The organism is Ciceribacter sp. L1K22 (genome assembly GCF_017599385.1).
Classification (GTDB): domain Bacteria; phylum Pseudomonadota; class Alphaproteobacteria; order Rhizobiales; family Rhizobiaceae; genus Allorhizobium.
The window spans coordinates 3,586,892-3,609,758 of sequence record NZ_JAGFPK010000001.1 but is presented as its reverse complement, the minus strand read 5'-3'; the positions used below and the strand labels follow the sequence as shown (position 1 = coordinate 3,609,758).

Annotated in this window: 22 protein-coding genes; 17 read left to right on the top strand and 5 right to left on the bottom strand. The window is 60.8% G+C overall.

The window, feature by feature from the left end; all coding sequences use genetic code 11:
- Positions 1-124 precede the first annotated feature (124 nt).
- The 4 genes from J5J09_RS17720 to J5J09_RS17705 form a co-directional block, all read right to left on the bottom strand.
- Positions 125-496, bottom strand: coding sequence for a hypothetical protein (locus tag J5J09_RS17720; protein ID WP_208552803.1), 372 nt, complete (start codon positions 494-496; stop codon positions 125-127).
- Positions 493-1,353, bottom strand: a complete 861-nt coding sequence (locus J5J09_RS17715) for an extradiol ring-cleavage dioxygenase (protein WP_208552800.1) — start codon at positions 1,351-1,353, stop codon at positions 493-495. The genes J5J09_RS17720 and J5J09_RS17715 overlap by 4 nt, the downstream gene beginning before the upstream one ends.
- A 79-nt stretch (positions 1,354-1,432) precedes the next feature.
- Positions 1,433-2,785, bottom strand: a complete 1,353-nt coding sequence (locus J5J09_RS17710; protein WP_348646487.1) for an amidohydrolase family protein — start codon at positions 2,783-2,785, stop codon at positions 1,433-1,435.
- A 163-nt stretch (positions 2,786-2,948) separates the two neighbouring features.
- Complete coding sequence (locus J5J09_RS17705; protein ID WP_208552796.1) at positions 2,949-3,755, bottom strand: IclR family transcriptional regulator C-terminal domain-containing protein; 807 nt, start codon at positions 3,753-3,755, stop codon at positions 2,949-2,951.
- 260 nt (positions 3,756-4,015) lie between these two features.
- Here J5J09_RS17705 and J5J09_RS17700 point away from each other — a divergent pair, with 260 nt between their 5' ends.
- The 11 genes from J5J09_RS17700 (at position 4,016) to J5J09_RS17650 (ending at position 14,983) form a co-directional block, all read left to right on the top strand.
- A complete protein-coding gene (locus J5J09_RS17700) occupies positions 4,016-4,834 on the top strand; it encodes a citryl-CoA lyase (RefSeq protein ID WP_208552792.1) in 819 nt (272 codons plus the stop codon).
- Positions 4,835-4,836: 2 nt separating this feature from the next.
- Positions 4,837-5,982: a CaiB/BaiF CoA-transferase family protein gene (locus J5J09_RS17695; protein WP_208552790.1), complete on the top strand. Its 1,146-nt coding sequence runs from the start codon at positions 4,837-4,839 to the stop codon at positions 5,980-5,982.
- 22 nt (positions 5,983-6,004) lie between these two features.
- On the top strand, positions 6,005-6,409 hold the full coding sequence (locus J5J09_RS17690) for a YciI family protein (protein ID WP_208552789.1): 405 nt from the start codon (positions 6,005-6,007) through the stop codon (positions 6,407-6,409).
- A gap of 24 nt (positions 6,410-6,433) precedes the next feature.
- Positions 6,434-7,510, top strand: a complete 1,077-nt coding sequence (locus J5J09_RS17685) for a C4-dicarboxylate TRAP transporter substrate-binding protein (RefSeq protein WP_208552788.1) — start codon at positions 6,434-6,436, stop codon at positions 7,508-7,510.
- Positions 7,511-7,525: 15 nt separating this feature from the next.
- Positions 7,526-8,083 (top strand): TRAP transporter small permease, encoded by a 558-nt coding sequence (locus J5J09_RS17680; protein ID WP_348646470.1) that lies wholly within the window; start codon positions 7,526-7,528, stop codon positions 8,081-8,083.
- Between the two features lies 1 nt (position 8,084).
- Positions 8,085-9,398, top strand: a complete 1,314-nt coding sequence (locus J5J09_RS17675) for a TRAP transporter large permease (protein ID WP_208552787.1) — start codon at positions 8,085-8,087, stop codon at positions 9,396-9,398.
- A 9-nt stretch (positions 9,399-9,407) separates the two neighbouring features.
- A complete protein-coding gene (locus tag J5J09_RS17670; protein ID WP_208552785.1) occupies positions 9,408-9,932 on the top strand; it encodes an NADPH-dependent FMN reductase in 525 nt (174 codons plus the stop codon).
- Between the two features lie 191 nt (positions 9,933-10,123).
- The gene (locus J5J09_RS17665; RefSeq protein WP_208552784.1) at positions 10,124-11,125 is read left to right on the top strand and encodes a Gfo/Idh/MocA family oxidoreductase; all 1,002 of its coding nucleotides are present in this window, start codon (positions 10,124-10,126) and stop codon (positions 11,123-11,125) included.
- A complete protein-coding gene (locus tag J5J09_RS17660) occupies positions 11,122-12,693 on the top strand; it encodes a CoA-transferase (RefSeq protein ID WP_208552783.1) in 1,572 nt (523 codons plus the stop codon). The genes J5J09_RS17665 and J5J09_RS17660 overlap by 4 nt, the downstream gene beginning before the upstream one ends.
- Complete coding sequence (locus tag J5J09_RS17655; protein ID WP_208552782.1) at positions 12,690-13,457, top strand: enoyl-CoA hydratase/isomerase family protein; 768 nt, start codon at positions 12,690-12,692, stop codon at positions 13,455-13,457. The genes J5J09_RS17660 and J5J09_RS17655 overlap by 4 nt, the downstream gene beginning before the upstream one ends.
- Positions 13,458-13,459: 2 nt before the next feature.
- Complete coding sequence (locus tag J5J09_RS17650; RefSeq protein ID WP_208552780.1) at positions 13,460-14,983, top strand: aldehyde dehydrogenase family protein; 1,524 nt, start codon at positions 13,460-13,462, stop codon at positions 14,981-14,983.
- Between the two features lie 54 nt (positions 14,984-15,037).
- Here the strand turns inward: J5J09_RS17650 and J5J09_RS17645 are convergent, their stop codons facing one another.
- Positions 15,038-16,060, bottom strand: a complete 1,023-nt coding sequence (locus J5J09_RS17645; RefSeq protein WP_208552779.1) for a LacI family DNA-binding transcriptional regulator — start codon at positions 16,058-16,060, stop codon at positions 15,038-15,040.
- A gap of 357 nt (positions 16,061-16,417) precedes the next feature.
- Here J5J09_RS17645 and J5J09_RS17640 point away from each other — a divergent pair, with 357 nt between their 5' ends.
- The 6 genes from J5J09_RS17640 (at position 16,418) to J5J09_RS17615 (ending at position 22,866) form a co-directional block, all read left to right on the top strand.
- The gene (locus J5J09_RS17640; RefSeq protein ID WP_246746004.1) at positions 16,418-17,623 is read left to right on the top strand and encodes an ABC transporter substrate-binding protein; all 1,206 of its coding nucleotides are present in this window, start codon (positions 16,418-16,420) and stop codon (positions 17,621-17,623) included.
- Positions 17,624-17,729: 106 nt separating this feature from the next.
- On the top strand, positions 17,730-18,623 hold the full coding sequence (locus tag J5J09_RS17635; protein ID WP_208552777.1) for a sugar ABC transporter permease: 894 nt from the start codon (positions 17,730-17,732) through the stop codon (positions 18,621-18,623).
- Positions 18,623-19,501, top strand: a complete 879-nt coding sequence (locus J5J09_RS17630; protein ID WP_208552775.1) for a carbohydrate ABC transporter permease — start codon at positions 18,623-18,625, stop codon at positions 19,499-19,501. The genes J5J09_RS17635 and J5J09_RS17630 overlap by 1 nt, the downstream gene beginning before the upstream one ends.
- Positions 19,502-19,505: 4 nt before the next feature.
- Positions 19,506-20,618 (top strand): sn-glycerol-3-phosphate ABC transporter ATP-binding protein UgpC, encoded by a 1,113-nt coding sequence (gene ugpC / locus J5J09_RS17625; RefSeq protein WP_208552773.1) that lies wholly within the window; start codon positions 19,506-19,508, stop codon positions 20,616-20,618.
- On the top strand, positions 20,615-22,111 hold the full coding sequence (locus J5J09_RS17620; protein WP_208552772.1) for a GMC family oxidoreductase: 1,497 nt from the start codon (positions 20,615-20,617) through the stop codon (positions 22,109-22,111). Before ugpC ends, J5J09_RS17620 begins: the two co-directional genes overlap by 4 nt.
- Positions 22,105-22,866 (top strand): 3-ketoacyl-ACP reductase, encoded by a 762-nt coding sequence (locus tag J5J09_RS17615; protein ID WP_208553623.1) that lies wholly within the window; start codon positions 22,105-22,107, stop codon positions 22,864-22,866. Before J5J09_RS17620 ends, J5J09_RS17615 begins: the two co-directional genes overlap by 7 nt.
- Position 22,867: the final 1 nt, after the last annotated feature.

Below are 22,867 nucleotides of genomic sequence, written 5' to 3'. Positions count from 1 at the left end.
GCCACAGTGCCGGCGCAGTATCAAAGCGGGCAGGGCTGATCGAGACTTCAGAGGTGAAGCGCGAGCGAGAGAAAGCCGCACGCAAGGCGATGCTGGATCGCCTTGCGGGTGACGAATGTTGATTTCACGTTTCGACGGACGGGTATGGCCGGTCGCGCCAGTGTTGCAGCTTGGCGGCAAATTCCCTTTGGAAGGCGAGGGGGCCGGCTTTGTTGAAATAGGGTTCGTCATAGATCCCGATGAAGAGCGTCAGGTTCAGGAAGAAATGCGCACCCATCTCGAACAAAGCGACAAAGTCGTGGTTGACGAGTGCCTCTCGCTCCTTGTCCGTGAGGAGATGCACGCTGGATGCTTCCACCTCGTTGCCAAGAAGTTTCGGCCCGATCGACTGTTCCCAGGTTGCCACGAAGCTCTTCGGGTCCTCGGTGTAACGCTTCAGGTACTCCGGATCGCGATCCACCGTATAAAGGAATTTGTTGACGTAGTATTTGCTCATGCCGCCTGCTCCTTCGGATACCAGGTGAAATAGGCTTCCATCGTGTGGAAAAGGTCGAGATTGTCGACGTAATCGGCCCCTTCCGGACCGGCTATGCCGAGCATGAGGATGAAGTTGAGGAAGCCGTGGGTGGCGTTGCCGCTCCCTTCCATGCTCTTGTGCGTGACATTGGCGAGAATGGAATCGATGTCGCCCGCGCGCAGCCATTCGATTGCCTGTCGGTCGAAGGCCGGATCCGGCCCCGTCTCCATGAACTGGCGGGGACCGCCGAGTTCCAGCGAGAGATGCCCGGTGCCGATTGCCGCCACGCGTTTGTCGGACGGATAGTCATCGATCGCCTTGCGGATCGCGCGTCCCAGATCGTAGAAACGGCGCGGCGAATGCAGCGGCGGGGCGAAAATATTGGTGTAGATCGGCACGACTGGCAGATCGTTTTGCGGACGTACGGTGATGATCGGGCAGATGATCGAGTGATCGATCTTCAACTCGTTGGAAAAGGCGAAATCGAAATTCTGGTCCATCAGGGACTGATGCATGAAGCGGGACATATCCTCGTCGCCATCAAGCACGTATTTGGGAATGCCGAACTCCCGCTCCTCGTTGTAGAAGGTTGCGTCGTAGCGGGGGGCCTTGCCAATCAGGAACTGCGGGCAATTGTCGAGGAATATCTGGTGGAAGTGGTCAGACCCCACCATCACCAGGATGTCCGGCTCCGTTTTTGCCAGCGTTTCCCGATAGGCCTCGATCTTGCGCTTCCATTCGGGCGCCTGCGGCATTTGCTGCTCCGGCGGCGCGGTGGTTGCCTTCAGGTAAAACGGATGGTGGGTCGACGCGAGCGTCGCAACAAGTTTTGCCAAGGTTCTTCTCCCTCAAGATGATGGCGCTCCTCGCGCCTTTCGAATGCCGGCGCGCGCTGGGTCGCGCGACGGCTGTCAGTCAGTCTGCAAAGAGATCGCGTTCGATACCGGCCGTTTCGAACAGGTAGTCCCGGCTCTTCTCGATCTCATGCCGCAATCGGTCGATGTCGAAGCCGAGCAACTGTCCGTCCCACTTCTTCACCTTGCCGGCGACCAGAACGGCGTCGACGTTCGAGCGCTCCATCAAGGTGACGACGGCTCCGGCGGCACTGTTGAGCGGCGCGACGTTGAGCGCGTCCGCACTCAGCAAAATGATGTCGGCTTCCTTGCCGGGCGTCAGCGATCCGATCTTGTGGTCGAGCTTCAGGCCGCGCGCACCACCGATCGTTGCCGTGCGCAGCGCGTCGTTTGCGGTGGCAAGTCTCGGATACTCCTCACCAGCGAGCGCTTTCGCATTCGCTTCCATGCGCTGAAGCGTGACGAAGCTGCGCATCTGCGTGAAAAAATCGGCCGTCATCGTGCATTCGACGTCGGTGGAGAGCGAAATGCTCATCCCGAGATCGATCGAGGTCTGCAGCGGCGGGGTGCCGTGACGCATCTGCATCTCGATCGGCACGGAAAGCGATACGTGAGACCCTGCGTCGGCCGCATATTTCCAGCCTTGCTCGGACATGCCCGTCATGTGGATGAAGATGTTGTCCGGCCCGAACAATCCCTTGGCACCCAGTTCGTCGAAAGTGGGCTGCATACCGAACGTGCCGACGACATGAAGCGCAATCGGGATGCCCAACTCCCGGCCGATCCGCCAGGCCTCCTCATAGCCTGGGATATAGATCTCACCGCCCATGACCATGGTCAGAAGTTGGTTGTCCGACGAAAAATACGTTTCGCGGATACGCCTTGCGTCGCCCGGATAGGCGGATTTCTCACCCCAACCCTCGAAGTAGCCGAACACCGCACGACGGCCGGCATCGCGCAGTCCCTCGATCGCGGCGTCGGAGTGCTCGGGGGAATGATGAATCTGGCTGACATCCATCACCGTCGTCACACCGGCATCGAGCTGCGACAGCGAGCCGAAGAGCTCGTTGATGTAGACGTCGTCCGGACGATAGACCATCGAGAACTTCTGCAGAATCGTCTCGTAATAGTTCGAGCGCGACTCCGGCCGGCCGTCATTGATCAGGATGCCATTGGCGAGATGGCCGCGTAGTGCCGTTTCGAATTGATGATGGTGGGTATCGACGAAGCCAGGCATGACGATCTTGCCGCCCGCGTCGATCACAGCGGCATCGTCGGATGCAAGGGCCGGGCCCACCGCGACAATTTTCGAGCCCTCAAGAAGGATATCGGCGCGTTCGAAATTGCCGATCTGGTCGTCCATCGGCAGGACTACACCACCCTTGATCAATGTTCTGCGACCAGGCTGCCCGATACCTTTTGGCAGACTGGCCTCCGCCGCGGCCTGGGCAGCGACCGATTTCGAAAATCCTTCCGCTGCGCTGGCCTCAAAGCGCGTAGGGCAGGGCGACTGGTTTTCATTTTTACAAAGTCTGCACATGGCTCTTCCTCCCTGGCCGTGTTGCGTTCTTTCGTCGTCAGGTCCCTATGATGGATTGCAGGACCGGGTATCGAGTGATGGCGTGCGCGATGTGGGATGCCGCCTGTCGCAGGGCTGGCAGCCGCTCGGCGACCAATGCCTCCGGCGTCACCATCCCCGTGTAGCCAGAGGTATTCAGCGCCGCGATCGTGCGACCTTCCATGTTGCGGATGGGGACCGCGAGGGCGGTAATCCCGTAGTCGAGCTGATCGACTGTCGTGGCGTAACCCGTTTCGCGAACGACGAGGATCTCGCGGCGCAGGGTGTCCGTATCGGTGATGGTGCGCGATGTCAGCGCCTTCGGACGAACCTTCTCCAGATACCGGTCGAGACCGTCGTCCGTCAGCCCTGCAAGCAGAACTCGGCCCAGAGACGTGGCATAGGCCGGATAGCGCGCGCCCATGACGGCTGCGGCGCGGCGAGCGCGCTGAACCGATACGTGCGCCACGTAGATTACATCCTCACCGTCAAGTGTTCCGGCCGACGACGCGTCACCGAACTTCTCCACGAGTTCGCGAAGATCGGGCTGCAGAACCTCCTCTATGCGGGCCGAGAAATAGAACGAGGACCCAAGCGTCATGATCTTCGGCCGAAGGTGAAAACGCTTGCCGGTCTGCTGCACATAGCCAAGCGCCTGTAGCGTCAGAAGGCTCCTCCGCGCCGCGGCTGGAGACAGACCCACCCGCTTTGCGACTTCGCTGAGCGTCATCTCCGGGTGAGAGACGTCGAAACATTCCAGAATTGCAATTCCCTTGGCCAGCGCTTCGACGAATTCCGCCGGTCGCTCCGTATCCCCCGAGATCATTGTCGTTGCCTCCTGCACGTCGATCAGCCCCGTTCATACGAGCGTTCGACGAAAAGCGCACGGCACTTTGCGGGGTGTTGTTTCCCCCTCAGGCAAACGACGCGATCGTGAAATTCGATCATGTAAGGCTCATCTCCCCTGCAGCGCTCCCGGTCCGACCTCCAGAGCCGGAACCGAGATCGTGACTTGACGGCAAAATAAATGCTGCTAACGTTTTCGGCAAGAGGAAATTATTTCGCACAGCGAAAACGAGGAGCGCAATGCGAATAGGAAAACAAGACAACGCCCACACCGCAATCGCCACTTCGGACGCTGAAACAATCACCGTTCGTGGATTGGACCTGTGCAACGAACTGATCGGCCAGATCGGATTTACGGACTACTTCTGGCTGCTCGTGATCGGAAAACGCCCGAGCGATGCGCAGCGTCAGATACTGGACGCCTGCCTTGTTGCGATCGCCGAACATGGCCTGGTCCCCAGCGTCCAGGCCGCACGCATGACGCTCGCCGCAGGACCCGAAGCATGGCAGGGCGCGGTCGCCGCCGGTCTGCTCGGAATGGGCAGTGTTGTTGCGGGGAGTTCGGAATCGGCCGGACGTTATCTTGCAAAGGTTATTTCGGAGGCCGATGCGAGCGGAACGGCGATCGAGGGCGCCGCGATAAGCAGCCTGAAACGCCTCAAGGCTTCCCGCGAGAAGGTTGCAGGACTTGGACACCCGCAGCATAGCGGCGGAGACCCCCGGGCTAATCGCCTGCTTGAGCTGTCCGACAGTCTTGGCATTAGCGGCCGCCATGTTGAAACCCTGCGTACGCTGGCCAAGCACTCGCCGGTCATCATGGAGCGCCCGCTCCCCATCAACGTATCGGGCGCAATTCCCGCCGTCATGCTGGATGCCGGTTGGCCTCTGGAGGCGCTGAAGGCAGTCCCGCTTCTGGCCCGCACGGCCGGGCTTGCCGCGCATCTCTATGAGGAATCCCTGAGATCGATCGGCTTCATCATGTCCCATCATGCCGACCTTGCGATCACCTATGACGGTCCGCAGGCGTCAAGGGCAGCCGACCAAAACAAGGGACGATAACGATGGTCAAAATCTTGAAAGATATAAGGGTTGTCGAGCTCGGAACCTATATCACCGGTCCCGCCGCCAGCATGCACCTGGCAGATCTCGGAGCCGACGTGATCAAGGTCGAGAGGCCGGAAACGGGAGATCCGTTCCGGGCGTTCAAAGGAGGCCTCTATTCGCCTCACTACCAGACCTACAACCGCAACAAGCGCTCGATCGCACTCGACACGACGAAAGCGGACGATCTCGCGATATTTCGGGATCTGGTCGCCACGGCAGATGTCTTCATCCAGAACTTCCGGCCGGGCGTGGCCGAGAAACTCGGATGCGGAGAGGAAGACCTGCGCAAGGTCAGCCCCTCGCTGATCTACTGCGCCATCTCCGGCTTCGGGCAAAGCGGCCCCTCGCGCGACCGGCCGGCGTTCGACACCGTTGCACAGGCGGCCAGCGGCTTTCTGCGTCTCGTGACACCCCCGACAAATCCGCGCGTCATCGGTCCGGCGATCGCAGATGCCATCACCGGGCAATACGCGGCGATGGGCATCATGGCAGCTCTGCTCGAAAGATCACGGACAGGGAAGGGACGACGCCTCGACATCTCGATGCTGGAGGCCATGGCGCATTTCAATCTCGACAGTTTCACACACTACTACGCCGTGGGCGAGATCATGGGTCCGCTATCGCGCCCGGTCGTGTCGCAGAGCTACACCTTCGAATGCAGCGACGGAAAATGGATCGCAATTCACATGTCGTCGCCGCCAAAGTTCTGGGAAGGCCTGCTGAACGCCACGGGACAACAAACGCTCGCGGCCGATCCACGCTTTGCGGAGCGATTGCAACGGATCAAACATCAGGATGACCTGATCGATATCCTCACTCCCGTTTTCAAGTCCGAAAGCCGTGACGTCTGGTGCGAGCGTCTCCTGAAGGAAGAAGTACCGCACTCGCCAGCCTACGACGCAAATGAAGCGCTCGATGATCCTCAGGCCCGACATCTTCGGCTGGCGGTGCCGATCACGCATCCGGAAAAGGGCCAATCGACAACGGTTCGGGCACCGTACAGCTTTGATGGCGCACCCGAATTCGAGGTCTCGGCGCCGCCGACACTGGACCAACACGGCGATGAAATTCGCGAGGAATTGAAACGGCGTCGCGCAAGCTGAGCCGGCGGGAAGGAGAACGCGGATGACCGAGGAGGAAAATCCCCAAGCCGTTCCGATAGGGGCGGTTTTGGAAGCGAGCAAGGCTATGCTGCAAAAGCAGCTCTACGCAATCTTCACCACGCCGGTAAACGGACTTGGGCCTGTGTTCGCCAATATGCAGGAGCATCTCGACTTCCAGGTCGGCTTGGAAGCGGAAGGCTTGCTGTTTGCCGCTGGGCCGATGTGGACGGATGACGGCGAACGCTGGGAGGGAGAGGGATTGGTGATCGTGCGCGCCGCCTCCCGCCAGGCGGCGATCGAAATCGCCGAGCGTGACCCAATGCACAAGGCCGGCGCGCGCACATTCCGCGTCCGGCCCTGGCTGATCAACGAAGGAACGGTGACCGTCCGGCTCGATTATTCGAGCCAGACATTTTCAATAACTTGAGCGCAGTACTTTGGGAGGAGACCAATGCGTATTCTAGTCGGACTTTTCACGGCGGGCTTGATTGCCCTTCCTGCCTCCGTCGCAACGGCCCAGGAGACAATCAGCCTGACCATTGCATCGAGTCATCCCACCGTCATTCCCTGGGTTGGAATGATGCAGACCCACTTCATGGCGCGGACAGACGAAATCCTTGCCAAGAATGGCAACTACAAGATCGAATGGAACGAGGCCTTCGGCGGCCAGCTTTACAAGGCCAATGCCACACTGACCTCGGTGGAGCAGGGCATAACCGATATCGGCTGGGTGTTTTCGTTCCTCGAACCGGCGAAGCTGCCGCTCAGCCAGGCATCGAGCTACGCCCCCTTCGCGACGGTGAACCCACCGCTTCAACTCGAGGTCATGCAGAATCTCATGGAGAACAATGAGGCGCTGCGGGAGGAGTGGGAGCAGTACAATCTGAAGGTCCTCGGCCTGACCAGCACCGACATGTACGACATCTACACCAAGACCCCGTTGAAGAGCATAGACGACATCAACGGCATGAAACTCTCGGCTCCCGGCGTGCTTGGCACCTGGCTACGGGGCACGGGCGCGAACGCCGTCGACGGCTCGCTGACCAGCTTCTACACCGATATCCAGACCGGTATTTCGGACGGTGTTCTGTCGCTGGCTCTCGGCGCGCTGCCGGCAAAGCTCTACGAAGTGGCTCCCTACATCAATCGTTTCGACGCCGGCGTAGCGTTTTCCGGCGCGGTCGCCATCAATCGTGACAGCTGGGACGGGCTTCCGGAGGAAGTGCAGCAAGCCATGATCGAGGCGGGCAAATACTACACCGAAGCCCATGGCAAGGACCTGCTCGAGCGGCACGAGGTAGCGCTAAACAAGATGGTGGAGCTCGGCGCAGGTCAGAACCCGCCTGTCACCATCATCAAGATGACGGATGAACAGCGGCAGGCATGGGTCGACAAATTGCCGGACATCGCCGGCGAATGGGCCGCCGACCTCGATGCGAAGGGTCTGCCCGCGGGCGACTTCCTGAAGGCATACATGCAGGGGCTCCGTGATCGCGGCGAAAAGCCGATGCGCAACTGGGGCGAATGAGCGGTGGCACCTGGTGTGAAAAATGACGAGGAGCAGGCTTCGAAGGGACCGACGCCTGCTCCCGGTTCTCCCGTCCGGATATGGACGACATTCGTTGATGGTCTCGCCGTACTCGGGACGACACTCATCGGCATCCTGATGATCATCATCTGCACCGACATCGTCGCTCGAAACTCAATGGGAGCCTCTCTCCCTCTCGTTTCTGAGTTGGGTGCGCTTCTGCTTGTGATGATCGTCTGCCTCCAGCTGCCGGCAACGGTTCGAGCCGACCGACTCGCACGCACGGAGGTGTTTTTCGTTTCCTTTCGGGAGAACCGCCCGAAAGCCGGAGCGGCCTTGTCATCGGTTTTCAGCCTCGTCGGCGCCGGTGTTCTCGCAATGATTGCCTGGGCCAGTTGGTCGATCCTGCAAAAGGATTTCTCAAGCGGCGAGTTCATCGGCGTGACCGGCATCGCGACGCTTCCGACGTGGCCGTTCCGCGCCCTGATTTTCATCGGTGTCGCCGTCTCATCCATCCAGTTTCTCGTCGGAGCAATCGTCGAGCTCCAGACCAGCTTCAAGGCAGGGCGCTGACATGTCTCCGATTGAAATCGGCTCCGTCGCCATCGCGGCACTTCTTGTCCTCATCTATCTCGGCATGCCGATCGGCATCACCATGCTTGCCGTGTCATTCGCCGCCGTCGCCGCGATCAGAGGCGAGGGCGTGTCGATGAGGATGATGGGAGCGGTCGCCAACGACTCTCTGCGCGAGTATCTTTTCGCCGTGGTGCCACTGTTCGTGCTGATGGGTCTTCTCGTGACGGTCTCGAAGGTCGGCAAGGACACGTTCGACGTCTTCCAAAATCTCTTCGGACGCATCGCAGCCGGCCTCGGCATCGCGACCGTTTTCGCCAATGCGGTTTTTGCCGCGATCACCGGCATATCGATAGCATCGGCAACGGTCTTCAGCCGGGTGGCGGTACCGGAGATGATCCGCCACGGTTACACGCGGAAATTTGCGACCGGGGTCGTCGCGGGATCGTCGGTTCTCGGCATGCTGATCCCGCCATCGTTGCTGATGATCGTCTATGCCGTCCTGGCGGAAGAGTCGGTCGGCCGCATGTTTCTTGCCGGTCTCGGACCCGGTCTGCTGCTGGCGCTGGCATTCTGCGTGACGATCGTTCTGCTGGCGCGTTTTCGAAAAGACTTCGTGTTCGCAAGCGCCGACGACTTCGCGACGCCGCCTGCGATGGGCGCGCGCGAGGTATTGACGAAATCCGTTCCGATCGTATCGCTCATGCTCGTCGTCCTCGGAGGGCTCTATGGCGGCTTCCTGAACCCGACCGAGGCGGGGGCGGCCGGCGCCCTTGGTGCCCTCGTCATCGCGATCCTCCGGCGATCGCTGGATGGCCGGACCTTCTGGAAGCTGCTGGTCGAAACCGGTCAGATCACCGTCTCGGTCCTTTTCCTCATCCTCGCTGCAACCTTCTTCAGCCGGATGCTGGCGCTATCAGGCGTTCCCAGAGGGCTGGCCGAACTCTTCCTCGCCGGTCCGATCGGCCCCTACGGCTTCCTGCTGCTCTACATATTGCTGATCATAGCTCTCGGCTGCCTAATCGATTCTATTTCCATCATGCTGATCCTGCTGCCAATCGCCTTGCCGATCGCAGAAGCTGCGGGCTTCGATCTGATCTGGTTTGGCGTATTGACGGTCGTGGCCGTCGAAGTCGGGCTGCTGACCCCACCGTTCGGCCTGTCGGTCTATGTGATCAAGTCGGCCATGGACGATCCCGATCTCAGGGTTGGAGAGATCTTCAGAGGGACATGGCCCTTTGTCATGGCCATGCTCGTGTCCATCGCCCTGATCGTCGCGTTCCCGTCGATCGCAACCTGGCTCGCACGTCTTTAAGGTGAACCCATGAAAAAGCTGCTCTTCATTCCCGGCAGTCTGCGCACGGCATCGGCGTCGAGAGCGACGGTGCGCACCCTCGTCTCCAAGGTCGAAGGGGAGGCAGCCTGCACGATCGCCAATCCTGGAAACCTGCCACACTATAACGCCGATCTTACAGACAATCTGTATGTAAGAGAGTTTTGCGATCAGATCGCCGAGGCCGACGGTCTGGTTTTCGTGACGCCGGAGTACAATTACAGCATCCCCGGAGTGTTGAAAAACGCCATAGACTGGGCCTCCAGACCGGCTTTGGAGTCGGTGTTCAAGGGAAAGCCCTGCTTCATCGTCAGCATATCAGGCGGCGCGCTCGGCGGCGTCCGTGCCCAGGCTCACCTGAAATACATACTGAACGGCATGCTGGCGAACGTCTATGTCTGCCCGGAAATCGTCATCCCGCTCGCCAATCAGAAAGTCTCGGATGGCCATCTGGTAGACGAGGCAGTGCTCGGTTTCGTCTTGCCAAAGCTGCGTGACTTCATTCTGCACGTTTAAACGCGATCAAACAGCATTCGGGGAAGTGGCGATACCGGACAACGCTCGCGGCTGGCTCGCCCTGTCGCAGGGAATCTCGCGCGCCGTCCAGCTCACCTTTTTCGGGCTGACCTTCAATGAGCAAAGAATACCATTGACAAATTTTGGAACGTTCCATATAAAATTGGAACGATCTAAATCGGGAGGAATATATGCGCTGGGTGTTGATCGGGGCGAGTACGATCGCCGCGCAATACATGATCCCCGCGCTGCGAGCCCATGGCGGCGAGATCATCACCGTGGTCAGCGGCTCGTGGGGGCGCGGCGCCGACTTCGCAGTAAAGCATGGAATCACCCGGCCGGGGACCGATGTCCAGGAAGCCGTCTCAGACGCTGACGTCGATGCGGTCTACATCTCGACCACCAACGAGAAGCATCTCCCCCAGGCACTTGCCGCGATCGCGGCAGGAAAGCATGTCCTCTGCGAGAAGCCGCTCGCCATGTCGGTCGCCGACGCTGCTTCCATGGTGCGAGCCGCCGAACAGAAGGGCGTGGTGTTTGCGACCAATCATCATCTTCGCTGCTCCGGCAGTCATCGCGCCGTCCGCCAACTTGTCCGGGACGGTCGCATCGGGCGCGTCCTCTCACTCCGGCTGCATCATGCCGTTCATCTGCCGGCCAACCTGCAAGGGTGGCGGATCAATTCGCCAGCCGAAGGGGGCGGGGTGATACCTGACATCACCGTGCACGATGCCGACGTCGCCCGCTTTCTGCTCGACGAAGATCCGAAATCGGTCGTCGCGCAGATGACGTCGTCCGGCCTGGGGCAGGGGGTCGAGGATTCGGCCATGTCCGTATGGGCGATGCCGTCGGGCACGATGGTCATGAGCCACGAGAGCTTTACCCATCCGTTTGCCGGCAGTGGCCTTGAAGTGCACGGCACCGAAGGCTCGATCTTTGCGCGGAACGTCATGACGCAGAACCCGATCGGAGAGATCGAACTGGTGACGGCGGCTGGTCGCGAACGCGTGGGTTATGAGCCATACGATCTCTATGGGGAGGCTGTGCGGTGCTTCCATGAGGCAGCTGCAGGCCGAGGCGAACCGGCGGCGACAGGCTGGGACGGCGTAAAGTCCCTCGCTGTGGCTCTGGCCGTTCGCGAGGCAGCTGCCACCGGCGCCCGCGTCGATGTTCATTATGGAGATGTGAAGTGAGCAAGCTCGCCACGGCCGCCGAGGCGGCTGCCCGTATCAAGGACAACGCGGTCGTGACGGTATCCTCGTCATCGGCGCTTGGATGCCCGGACCTTGTCCTCGAAGCGATCGGCAAGCGGTTCGACGCGGAAGCGCACCCGCGCAATCTCACGATGCTGCACCCGATCGCGGCCGGCGACATGTACGGTGTGAAGGGTATAGATCACCTCGCCAAGGATGGCCTGATCAGCCGAATCCTCGCAGGCTCCTATCCCTCGGGTCCATCGAGCCTGCCGATGCCGGAGATCTGGAAAATGATCGTCGAGGATCGCATCGAGGCCTATAATGTGCCTTCCGGCATCATGTTCGACATGCATCGCGAGACAGCCGCCAGGCGACCAGGCGTGTTGACGCGGATCGGTCTCGACACCTTCGTCGACCCAAGGCGCGAAGGCTGCGCGATGAACGCACGCTCCGCTGCCGAACCGATCGTCGCGCGGGTCGAATTCGCCGGCGAGACCTGGCTTCACTTCCCCAACATCGTGCCGAACGTCTGTATCCTCCGCGCCACCACCGCGGATGAGCGCGGCAATCTCACCTACGAACACGAAGGCGCATATCTGGGAGGGCTCGAACAGGCGATCGCGGTTCGCAATCACGGCGGACTGGTGATCGCGCAGGTCCAACGGATGACGGCCGCCGGCAGCCTGAGGCCACACGACGTTAGAGTACCGGGCCATCTCGTCGATCTCATCGTCATCGACCCGCACCAGAAGCAGACCTGCGAGACTCCCTACGATCCGGCTGTTTCCGGCCAGATCATGCGGCCCTGGTCGAGCTTCAAGCTAGCGGACCACGGTGTTGAAAAGGTCATTGCACGGCGGGCCGCACTCGAACTGAAACGCGGCATGACAGCCAATCTCGGGTTCGGCATCAGCGCACAGGTACCGCGCATCCTGCTTGAAGAGGGACATCCCGACGCTGTGACGTGGGCGATCGAGCAGGGTGCCGTCGGAGGCATGCCGCTCACCGACTTCGCCTTCGGCTGCGCCTCGAACGCCGACGGTTTTGTCCCTTCGCCGCAGCAATTCATCTACTTCCAGGGCGGCGGCTTTGACGTCTCCTTCCTCTCCTTCCTTGAGGTCGACGTCGAGGGCAACGTCAACGTCTCCAAGCTGGGGAAAAAGCCTTACCTCACGGCCGGATGCGGCGGCTTCGTCGATATCACGGCGCACGCCAAGAAGATCGTCTTTTCCGGCTGGTTCGAGGCCGGCGCGGATGTGCGACTGAGCGAAGACGGGATTAGGGTCGAAAAACCCGGCAAGTTCACGAAGATGGTCGAGGCCGTCGAGCATGTGACATTTTCCGGAAAACGCGCGCGCGCCCAGGGGCAGGATGTCCTCTACATCACCGAGCGGTGCGTGATGCGGTTGACGGACGAAGGGCTCATCGCAACGGAGATCATGCCGGGCATTGAGCCACAGCAGGATATCGTCGAAGCGTCCGCCGGTCGGGTCAAGCTCGCAGCCGATGCCATCACAGTCGATCGCCGCATGCTTTCGGAGAAACCGATGGGGTGGACGCCATGAGTGCCGTTCATCTTGAAATCAGGGACCGCATCGCGGAAATCAGGCTCGACAATCCCGCCAAGCTGAACGCCTTCACGGTGGAGATGCTCGGACAGCTTGCCACCCATCTGGACACTGTCGAGCGGTTGGGGGCGATCACCTGTGTGCTGGTAGCCGCGGAAGGCGAACGTGCCTTCTGCGCCGGCGCCGACATCAACGGATGGGGAGACCTGTCGCCGGCGGAATTCGCCCGCCATTGGGTCCGTGACGGCCACAGGATCTTCGACCGCCTGGCGCGCCTGTCGAAGCCGACCATTGCCGTGCTGAACGGCCATGCCTTCGGTGGAGGCCTCGAACTTGCGGCCGCCTGCGACATTCGCGTCATGGCGCCAAAAGCGACCATCGCGCTGCCGGAAGCACAGGTTGGCATCGTGCCGGGCTGGTCGGGCACACAGCGACTTGCCCGCCTGCTGCCCGAAGCCGTGATCAAGGAAATGGCCTTGTTCGGCCGGCGTATAGGTGCCGATCGTGCCCTTCAACTGGGCTTCGTCGCAGAAGTGGCGGACGATCCACGCGAGGTCGCCGAGGCGATCGCGATGAAGACGACGGAGCTGTCGCCCAGAGCCGTCGAGATCGGCAAATTCATGATCCATGCCGGGCGAGGCGAGGATCAGGCGGCGATGGTCGAAGCGCTCGGCAGTGCGGCGATCGCCGCCAGCGCGGATCGAAACGAAGGGGTCTCGGCTTTCAGGGACAAACGTAAACCGGCTTTTTCGGGACAATAACGATGAATGACATGACCATCAGCCCAGCAGTCGAGGCTGCCCTCCCGCAGGCGCCATTTGAGGGTCGCCACCTGATCGATGGCGAGTGGCGCGGCAGCGCCGACGGACAGACTTTCGATCGCCTGTCGCCTTCGCATGGCATTCTCGTCAGCCGTTCCGCCAAGGGAAGCAAGGCCGACACGGAAGCCGCGATCGCGGCCGCGAGAAATAGCTTTGACAGCGGCATCTGGAGCCGGATCTCCGGCAAGGAACGATCGACATTTCTTCTGAAGGTCGCCGATCTGATCGAGGCCAATGTCGAACGCATGGCGCTGATCGAAACACTCGAAAGCGGCAAGCCGATCAGCCAGGCGCGTGGCGAGGTATTGGGCGCGGCCGATCTCTGGCGCTACGCCGCGGCACTTGCCCGCACGCAACATGGCGACAGCCATAACTCGCTAGGCGAAGCTATGCTCGCGATGGTTCTGAAGGAGCCTATCGGAGTCGTCTCGATCATCACGCCCTGGAACTTCCCGTTCTGGATCCTCAGCCAGAAGCTGCCCTTCGCGCTCGCGGCGGGCTGCACCTGCATCATAAAGCCGTCCGAGATGACACCGTCAACTACGGTAATGCTGGGCGAACTCTTGATGGAAGCCGGACTGCCGGCAGGCGTGGTCAATATCGTCCTCGGATACGGCGACCCGGTGGGCGCGCTGATGGCCGAACATGCGGACGTCGACATGGTGAGTTTCACCGGATCGACCGCCGTCGGCAAGGCGATCACCGCAGCGGCCTCCAAAACGTTGAAGAAGGTGGCACTCGAACTCGGCGGCAAGAACCCGCAGGTGATCTTCCCGGATGCCGATCTCGACAGCGCGGCGGACGCGATCACCTTCGGCGTCTACTTCAACGCCGGCGAATGCTGCAATTCCGGTAGCCGTATCATCGTCCATGAGGACGTTGCCGATGCCGTCGTCGACAAGGTCGTGGCGCTGTCGAGAAAGGTTGCCTTCGGCGATCCGCTCAATCCGGAAACCCAGGTCGGCGCGATCATATCGACGGCCCATCAGGGCAAGATCGCGGGCTATATCAAGGATGCGCTTGCGGCCGGAGCGAGCCTGAAGCTTGGCGGGACTCCAGTGTCGGTTCCAGGCCTTCCGGGGCAGTTCTTCGGCCCCACTGTCGTGGCAGACGTGACCGCCGAGATGGCAATCGCCCGCGAGGAGGTCTTCGGCCCTGTTTTGTCCGTGCTGACATTCAAGACACTCGAGCAAGCGATTTCGCTCACAAACGATGCGTCTTACGGCCTGTCCGCGGGGGTATGGAGCGAAAACGTCCACACCTGCCTCGCTTTTGCCCGTAGGGCGCAGGCCGGTACCGTCTGGACAAATACCTGGATGGACGGCTTTCCCGAGGTGACCTTTGGCGGCTTCAAGCAGAGCGGACAGGGTCGCGAAAACGGCCCCTACGGTCTTGAGGAGTTCCTGGAGATCAAGTCCGTCGTGATGCGGATCGGGCGCACCCGGGGCAATTGGGTCAGGGATTGAGAAAAGTCGATGATGCGCAATCGCCTTCACCGCAGGATTGTTGAGACCATGCCGTTAGGTGAGGATCTTTTGCAGTCCCTCGACCTCGGCGCCACCGATGCGCTTAAGGAGCAGACTGCCCAGATGTTCCCCCGCCGCCGTCAAGTCCTCATAGATGGTGTCGACGCCGGGCTGGATATCCGACAGAAGCTGCGACGTCTGCTTGGCGACGATGTCGTATTCGCACCCGAGCGACCAGCCGCCATCAGCAAGGCCCGTGATGGAAGCCATCGCGGAAACTTCGCCGGGACAGATCAGCGCGTCGGGCGGATCGGAACGTTGAAGGCGCTGGCGGAAATAGTCGCGCACCATGCCGGCCTTGGAATCGTGACTGATCCCATCAGCCAGCTCGAAGGCAATACCGGCCTCCCTGACAGCCGTCATGAAGCCATGCAGCATGTGCTGGCTGAAAGTCAGATGCCTCGGCGGCAGGATAATCGTCAGCTTGTGGCGCCCCTTGGCGATCAGCCGTCGCGCTGCTTCATAGGCGAAAGCGTAGTTGTCGTAGTCAACGAAAGGATGGGCCGTCGAGAACTCGGTCCGGCCATGGCTGACGAAGGGAAAATTCTTCTCGATCAGCAGGCGCACACGGGGGTCGAGCACTTCCGTCCGGGTGAAGATGAGGCCATCTGCGAGGTTGTTTCGGACGATATGCTCGACCGCCTCGATATTCGAGGTGTCGAGGAAATTCGGCATCACGATCAGGTGGTAGGGGGTCCCCTTGAGCGATTTCGTGACGCCATAGAGCAGCGACGTCCCGAAGCCGAGAATTTCCTCATGTGGGTCGAGCAGCACGCCTATGACGTTTGTTCGACCAGTCTTCAGGCGTTGCGCGGCGCGATCGGGAACATAACCCATCGTACGCGCTATCTCGCGAACACGCTCGCGCGTAATACTGCTGATCAGGGGGTCATCGGCAAGAGCTCTGGAAACGGTCGTTACCGCAAGGCCCGCAGCTTCCGCAACGGTCTTCAGCGTGGGCTTGCCCGGCGACACGGGTGCGTTCGCCTTGTCGGTCTGGTTCCTGGTTTTACGCACTCTTCAGGGTCTTCGGCTCGTGAACAACAAGCAAGGGTAGCGTCTCACCCAAACGAGGGCAAGCATTCAGGACAGAAATTTAAAACGTTTCCAAAACGATCGTCGATATCCAACCGTACTTGCACGAGCCAATCAGGCTCTGCAATGCAGCATATGATCCGATGAAGAGTAATTGGGAGAGGTTCTTGACTCTGTCAGGTTTGTAACGTTTTAAATTGGTATGCACCTTAGGTGCGGAAATGCCCGACGTCGCAAGTGAGGCTCGACGGCGCCGGGGATGCGGGTGGGAGACTCGCCAACTTGCGAATGGAGGATTTAATGAGCAAGTTTCTGACAACGACAGCAATCGCACTCACGATGATGGCGGGTGCCGCGAAGGCAACCGACGTCGAGGTGCTGCACTGGTGGACCTCGGGTGGCGAAGCCGCCGCCCTCAACGTCCTGAAAGAAGATCTGCAAAGCAAGGGAATCGGCTGGGTCGACATGCCGGTGGCAGGTGGCGGCGGCGAAGCCGCGATGACCGCACTGCGCGCCCGCGTCACCGCTGGCGATCCGCCGACCGCCGTTCAGATGCTCGGCTTCGACATTCTCGACTGGGCCGAGCAGGGTGCACTGGGTAACCTCGATGAGGTTGCCGCCGCCGAAGGCTGGGACAAGGTGGTACCCGAAGCGCTTCAGAAGTTCTCCAAATATGACGGACACTGGATCGCCGCACCCGTCAACGTGCACTCGACAAACTGGGTCTGGATCAACAAGGCAGCGCTCGATGCCGCTGGCGGCAAGGCACCGGAAAGCTGGGACGAACTCGTTGCCATGCTCGACAAGATGAAGGCAAACGGCATTACGCCGCTCGCCCATGGCGGCCAGCCCTGGCAGGACGCGACCGTCTTCGACGGTGTCGTTCTCTCCAAGGGCAACGACTTCTACAAGAACGCCTTCATCGATCTCGACCCCGATACGCTCGGCGGTGCCGACATGGCCGATGCGTTCGACCGCCTGATGAAGCTCAGAACCTATGTCGATGACAACTTCTCCGGCCGCGACTGGAACCTCGCCTCCGCTATGGTGATCGAGGGCAAGGCCGGCATGCAGATGATGGGCGACTGGGCAAAGGGTGAGTTTCTGAAGGCTGGCCAGAAACCCGGCGCGGATTTCGTCTGCATCCGGTTCCCGGGCACCCAGGGCTCGGTAACGTTCAACTCGGATCAGTTCGCGATGTTCAACGTTTCGGGCGACGACAAGGTCAAAGCGCAGATGGAAATGGCATCCTCCATCGAAAGCCCGAAGTTCCAGTCCGCGTTCAACGTGGTCAAGGGTTCGGTTCCCGCACGCACCGACGTGCCGGATACCGACTTCGATGATTGCGGCAAGAAGGGCATGAAAGATCTGGCGGAGGCCAACACCAGCGGCTCGCTGTTCGGGTCCATGGCCCACGGCCACGCTGCTCCGGCATCCGTCAAGAACGCCGTCTACGACGTCGTAACCAAGGCGTTCAACGGTGGCTACAAGGATGGCGCGGAAGCGGCTGCGGCGCTTGCCGAAGCCGTAGCAGCCGCCCAGTAAGGCAACCGTCTCGGGCGGCGTCCTCAGCCGCCGCCCGTTTCCACCTGCCACAGGTCGTATCCAGGGCAGTATCGGCGGCCCATGCGCCGCCCATGGGAGAAACCAAATGTCCAGCTCACCCGGAGCCGATTTCCGCACGCGCATGCAGGATTGGCTGCCAAAGCTCGTGCTTGCTCCATCTCTGGCGACCACGCTGTTGTTTGTCTACGGCTTCATCATCTTCACAGTCTTCCTGTCCTTCACGGGTTCGAAGATGCTGCCGCTCTACAAATGGGTCGGCTTCGAGAACTACACGAAGCTCTGGGCGCTGCAGAACTGGCATATCGCCATTTACAACATCGCCATCTTTGCCACCCTCTACATCGTCATCTGCACTGCCCTTGGCCTGATGCTGGCAATCTTTCTCGACCAGAAAATCCGCGGAGAGGGTGTCCTCAGACCAATTTATCTTTACCCGATGGCCCTTTCTTTCATCGTGACCGGCACGGCATGGAAATGGTTCCTCGACCCAGGCATCGGCCTTGAACGAATCATGCGGCTCTGGGGTTGGGAAAGTTTCACTTTCACCTGGATCAAGGACAACGACATGGCGATCTACACGATCGTGATCGCCGCCGTATGGCAGACAAGCGGCTTCGTCATGGCCATGTTCCTCGCCGGCCTTCGCGGCATCGACAACGAGATACTGAAGGCCGCACAGATCGACGGCGCCTCAAGCTTCCAGCTCTATCGCCGGATCGTCATCCCGATGCTGCGGCCCGCTTTTCTCTCGGCCTTCGTCATTCTGAGCCACCTCGCGATCAAGTCCTACGACCTCGTTATCGCTTTGACGGGCGGAGGGCCTGGCCGTGCAACCGAGATGCCGGCCACCTTCATGTATTCCTACACCTTCACCCGCAACCAAATGGGTATAGGCGCTGCATCCGCCGTGATCATGCTGATGACGATCGCCGCGATCATGGTGCCCTACCTCTATGCCGAGCTGAAGGAGAAGAACTGATGTCCGCCGTCACCCAGGATACAGCCGTCAGGACCGGCAGGGTCACACGGGTCTTCGTCTATCTCGTGCTGCTTCTCTTCGCGCTCTTCTACCTTCTGCCGCTCTATGTGATGGGCGTGAACTCGCTGAAGCCGCTGTCGGAAATCACCGGCGGAAACATGATGGCGCTGCCGCAGAGCTGGACACTTGAGGCCTGGAAATCCGCCTGGTCGACCGCTCAGATCGGGGTTTCACCGACAGGGTTGAGACCGTATTTCCTGAACTCGATCCTGATGGTCGTTCCCGCCGTCGCCATCTCCACGATCCTTGGCGCGCTCAATGGCTATATCCTGACCAAGTGGCGCTTCCGCTACGATACGATCGTCTTCGGATTGATGCTGCTCTCGTGCTTCATCCCATTCCAGATCGTGTTGATCCCAATGGCGCTGGTTCTCGGCAAGCTCGGTCTCGCCGGCTCGGTCCCGGGCCTTATCCTCGTGCACGTCGTCTACGGCATCGGGTTCACGACTCTCTACTACCGCAATTACTACGCCACCTTCCCGACGGAACTCGTCAAGGCGGCGCAGATCGACGGCGCCGGCTTCTTCCGGATCTTCTGGCGGATTCTCCTGCCAATCTCCGGCCCGATCACTGTCGTCTCGGTCATCTGGCAGTTCACCAATATCTGGAACGACTTCCTGTTCGGTGTCTCTTTCGGCGGCACAAGCCAGCCGATGACGGCGGCGCTCAACAACCTCGTGCAGTCGTCGACCGGCGTGAAGGAATACAACGTCCACTTCGCCGGCGCGATCATCGCCGCTCTCCCCACTCTCTTCGTCTACATCGTCGCCGGCCGCTATTTCGTGCGCGGGCTGATGGCGGGCTCGGTCAAAGGATAACAAGATGGGCTTTCTCGACATCTCAAACGTCACCAAGTCCTATGGACAGCTCGAGGTGCTCCACCGCGTCGATATCTCGGTCGAGGAGGGCGAATTCCTGGTTCTCGTCGGCCCGTCTGGCTGCGGCAAGTCCACGCTTCTCGGCATGATCGCCGGGCTTGAAAACATCTCCTCGGGAGAAATTTCTATCAAGGGACGGGTCGTCAATGGCGTCCATCCGTCCAAGCGCAACATCGCCATGGTCTTCCAGTCCTACGCGCTCTACCCGAACATGACGGTGGGCCAGAACATCACCTTCGGCCTCGAAATGCATGGTGTCGCCAAGCCGGAGCGCGACAAGGCGCTCGCCGAGGTGGCCAAACTCCTCCAGATCGATCATCTGGTCGACAGGAAACCCGGCCAGCTTTCGGGCGGTCAACGCCAGCGCGTCGCCATGGGCCGTGCGCTCGTGCGTGATCCCGACGTCTTCCTGTTCGACGAGCCGCTGTCCAACCTCGACGCCAAGCTGCGCGTCGACATGCGGACCGAGATCAAGAAACTGCATGAGAAGCTGAAGACGACGATCGTCTATGTCACCCACGACCAGATCGAGGCGATGACGCTCTCGACCCGCATCGCGGTGATGAACAAGGGCTATATCCAGCAGCTCGGCACGCCGAAGGAAATCTACGACAAGCCCGCCAATGTCTTCGTGGCGACGTTCATGGGAAGCCCGGCGATGAACGTGCTGCCGACGCGCGTCGTCGTCCGCGAGGGCGTTCCTCATGCGCTGGTCAGCGATGGCGAGGGCGGCGAACAGGCTCTGCGCTTCAGTCAGCAAAACCTCGCCCAATGGGACGGCAGGGACATTCTGCTCGGGATCCGGCCGGAAGCGATCACCGACCCGGAAGGCGCCGATCGCAAATCACAAAACGTCGTCAGCCTGAAGAACCGCGTCGTCATCACCGAGCCGGCAGGGTCCGACACGTTCATCACCATGACCCTGGGCGGGAAAGACGTTATCGCCCGAATGCGTGCCGATATCGACATCCGCGCCGGCCAGAGCTTCGACTTTGCCGTCAACATGGAAAAGGCTGTCGCCTTCGACCCGAAGACGGAAGAGCGTATCCGGCCATGACCGCGCCAGACGTCATCATCATTGGCTCAGGCATGGGCGGGGCGACCCTTGCCGCGGCACTGGCGCCGTCTGGCCGCAACATCCTTATGATCGAGAAGGGTGAGCGACTGACACCCTCCGCGGCCGATCGTGATCCGGAAGCGATCTTCGGCAAGGCACGATTTCGCCCCAAGGAGGAATGGCTTGACGGGGACGGTCAGCCGTTCAATCCCGGCAACTACTATTATGTCGGTGGAAACTCCAAGTTCTACGGCGCCGTGCTGATCCGCTATCGCCGGGAGGATTTTTCACCTTTGCGGCACATGGGCGGTTCCACCCCCGGCTGGCCGATTGCCTACGAGACCATCGAGCCTTTCTATCAGCAGGCGGAAAACCTTTTTCAGGTCCGGGGCACGCTGGGCGAAGACCCGACAGAGCCAGCGCATTCCGGCAGCTACACCTACGCACCGGTACCGGACGAGCCTATCATTGCAGACCTTCGCAAGCGACTGAGGAAGGTCGGGCTCCACCCGGCCTCCCTCCCGCTAGGCGTGGATATCGACCGCTGGTTGGCACATGGACGAACCACCTGGGACGCCTTTCCCGATACCTGCGGCGGCAAGATGGATGCCGAGTCTGTCAGTCTCGCAACCGCGCTAAAGCAGGCAAATGTCAGCCTTCGCACCGGCTGCGAGGCGAAACGCCTGATCAGCCGCGATGGCCGCGTCACGGGCGTCGAGGTTGAAGAAAACGGCCAGCGTGCTTTGATCGAAGCCCCTCTCGTCGTTCTGGCAAGCGGCGCGGTGCGATCGGCGGCGCTGCTTCTCGGCTCGGCTGATGATGCGCATCCGACCGGCCTTGCGAACCGCTCCGATCAAGTCGGCCGAAATTTCATGAATCACAACTGTTCCGCCGTGCTTGCACTTCATCCCCTGCGCCGGAATACATCGGTCTACCAGAAGACCCTGATGGTGAACGATTTCTACCTGACCGGCGGCCTGGGCGGCGAGCCGCTCGGCAACATCCAGTTGCTCGGCAAGATCACCGGGCCGATCCTCGCTGCAAGTTCTCCCCTGCCGCCTTCGCTTGCGCACTGGATCGCCAATCGCTCGCTCGATCTGTACGCCATGTCCGAGGATCTGCCCAATCCGGAAAGCCGCGTGACACTGAAGAACGGGCAGATCGTGCTCGACTGGAAGCGGTCCAACTGGGACGCGCATCTTGCACTCGTCGAAAAGCTGAAGCGGCTGTTGCGAAAGGCGGGTTACCCGATCGTGCTGTCCCGCACCTTCGATCGACGAACACCATCCCATCAGTGCGGCACGGCCCGCATGGGCTCCGATCCACGGACCAGCGTCGTCGACAGTTTCGGTCGCAGTCACGACCACGACAATCTCTTCATCGTCGACGCCTCTATCCTGCCGACGTCGGCTGCTGTCAATCCGGCCCTCACCATCGCGGCTCTGGCGCTAAGGGCCGCAAAACACATCAACGAGACGGAGTTCGCATCGTGACTCCGCTTGCGCTGATCACCGGCGGACAGCAGGGCATCGGCTTCGGGATCGCCGAGGCGCTTGTCGGAGCAGGCTTTCACGTCGTGCTCGCCGCCCATCTCGACTCTGATGCGCCTGAGGTGACGGCGGCGCTTGGGACGCTGGGAGATAAGGCCCGCTACATCAGGCATGACCTGCAGGAGATCGACAAGGTATGCTCCTTGCTCGACCGTATCGAGGATCAGATGGGGCCTGTCACCACGCTGGTCTCCAACGCGGGCGTGCCGGCCAAAATACGGGGCGACATGCTGGAGCTGGCGCCCGACAGCTTCGACCATGTTCTCGGCATCAATCTGCGCGGCACCTTCTTCCTGGCCCAGGAGGTCGCGCGGCGGATGGTGGACAGACCGTCGGAAACCTACCGTTCCCTCATCTTCGTCACGTCCGTCAGCGCCACGATGGCGTCGGTCGAGCGGGCCGAATACTGCATCTCGAAGGCTGGCGCCGCGATGATGGCGGAGCTCTTTGCGGTCCGTCTTGCAGCCCACGGCATCGGTGCCTTCGAACTCAGGCCCGGCATCATCGCAACTGCCATGACCGCCGGAGTGAAGGACAAATATACGGCGCGCATTGAAGATGGCCTCGTGCCGGCCCGGCGTTGGGGCGAACCCGAAGACATTGGCCGTATCGTCGTGCCATTGGCCAAGGGCGATCTCGCTTTCGCCACCGGCGCTGTCATTCCGGTCGACGGCGGTCTTTCGATCCCGCGCCTTTAGG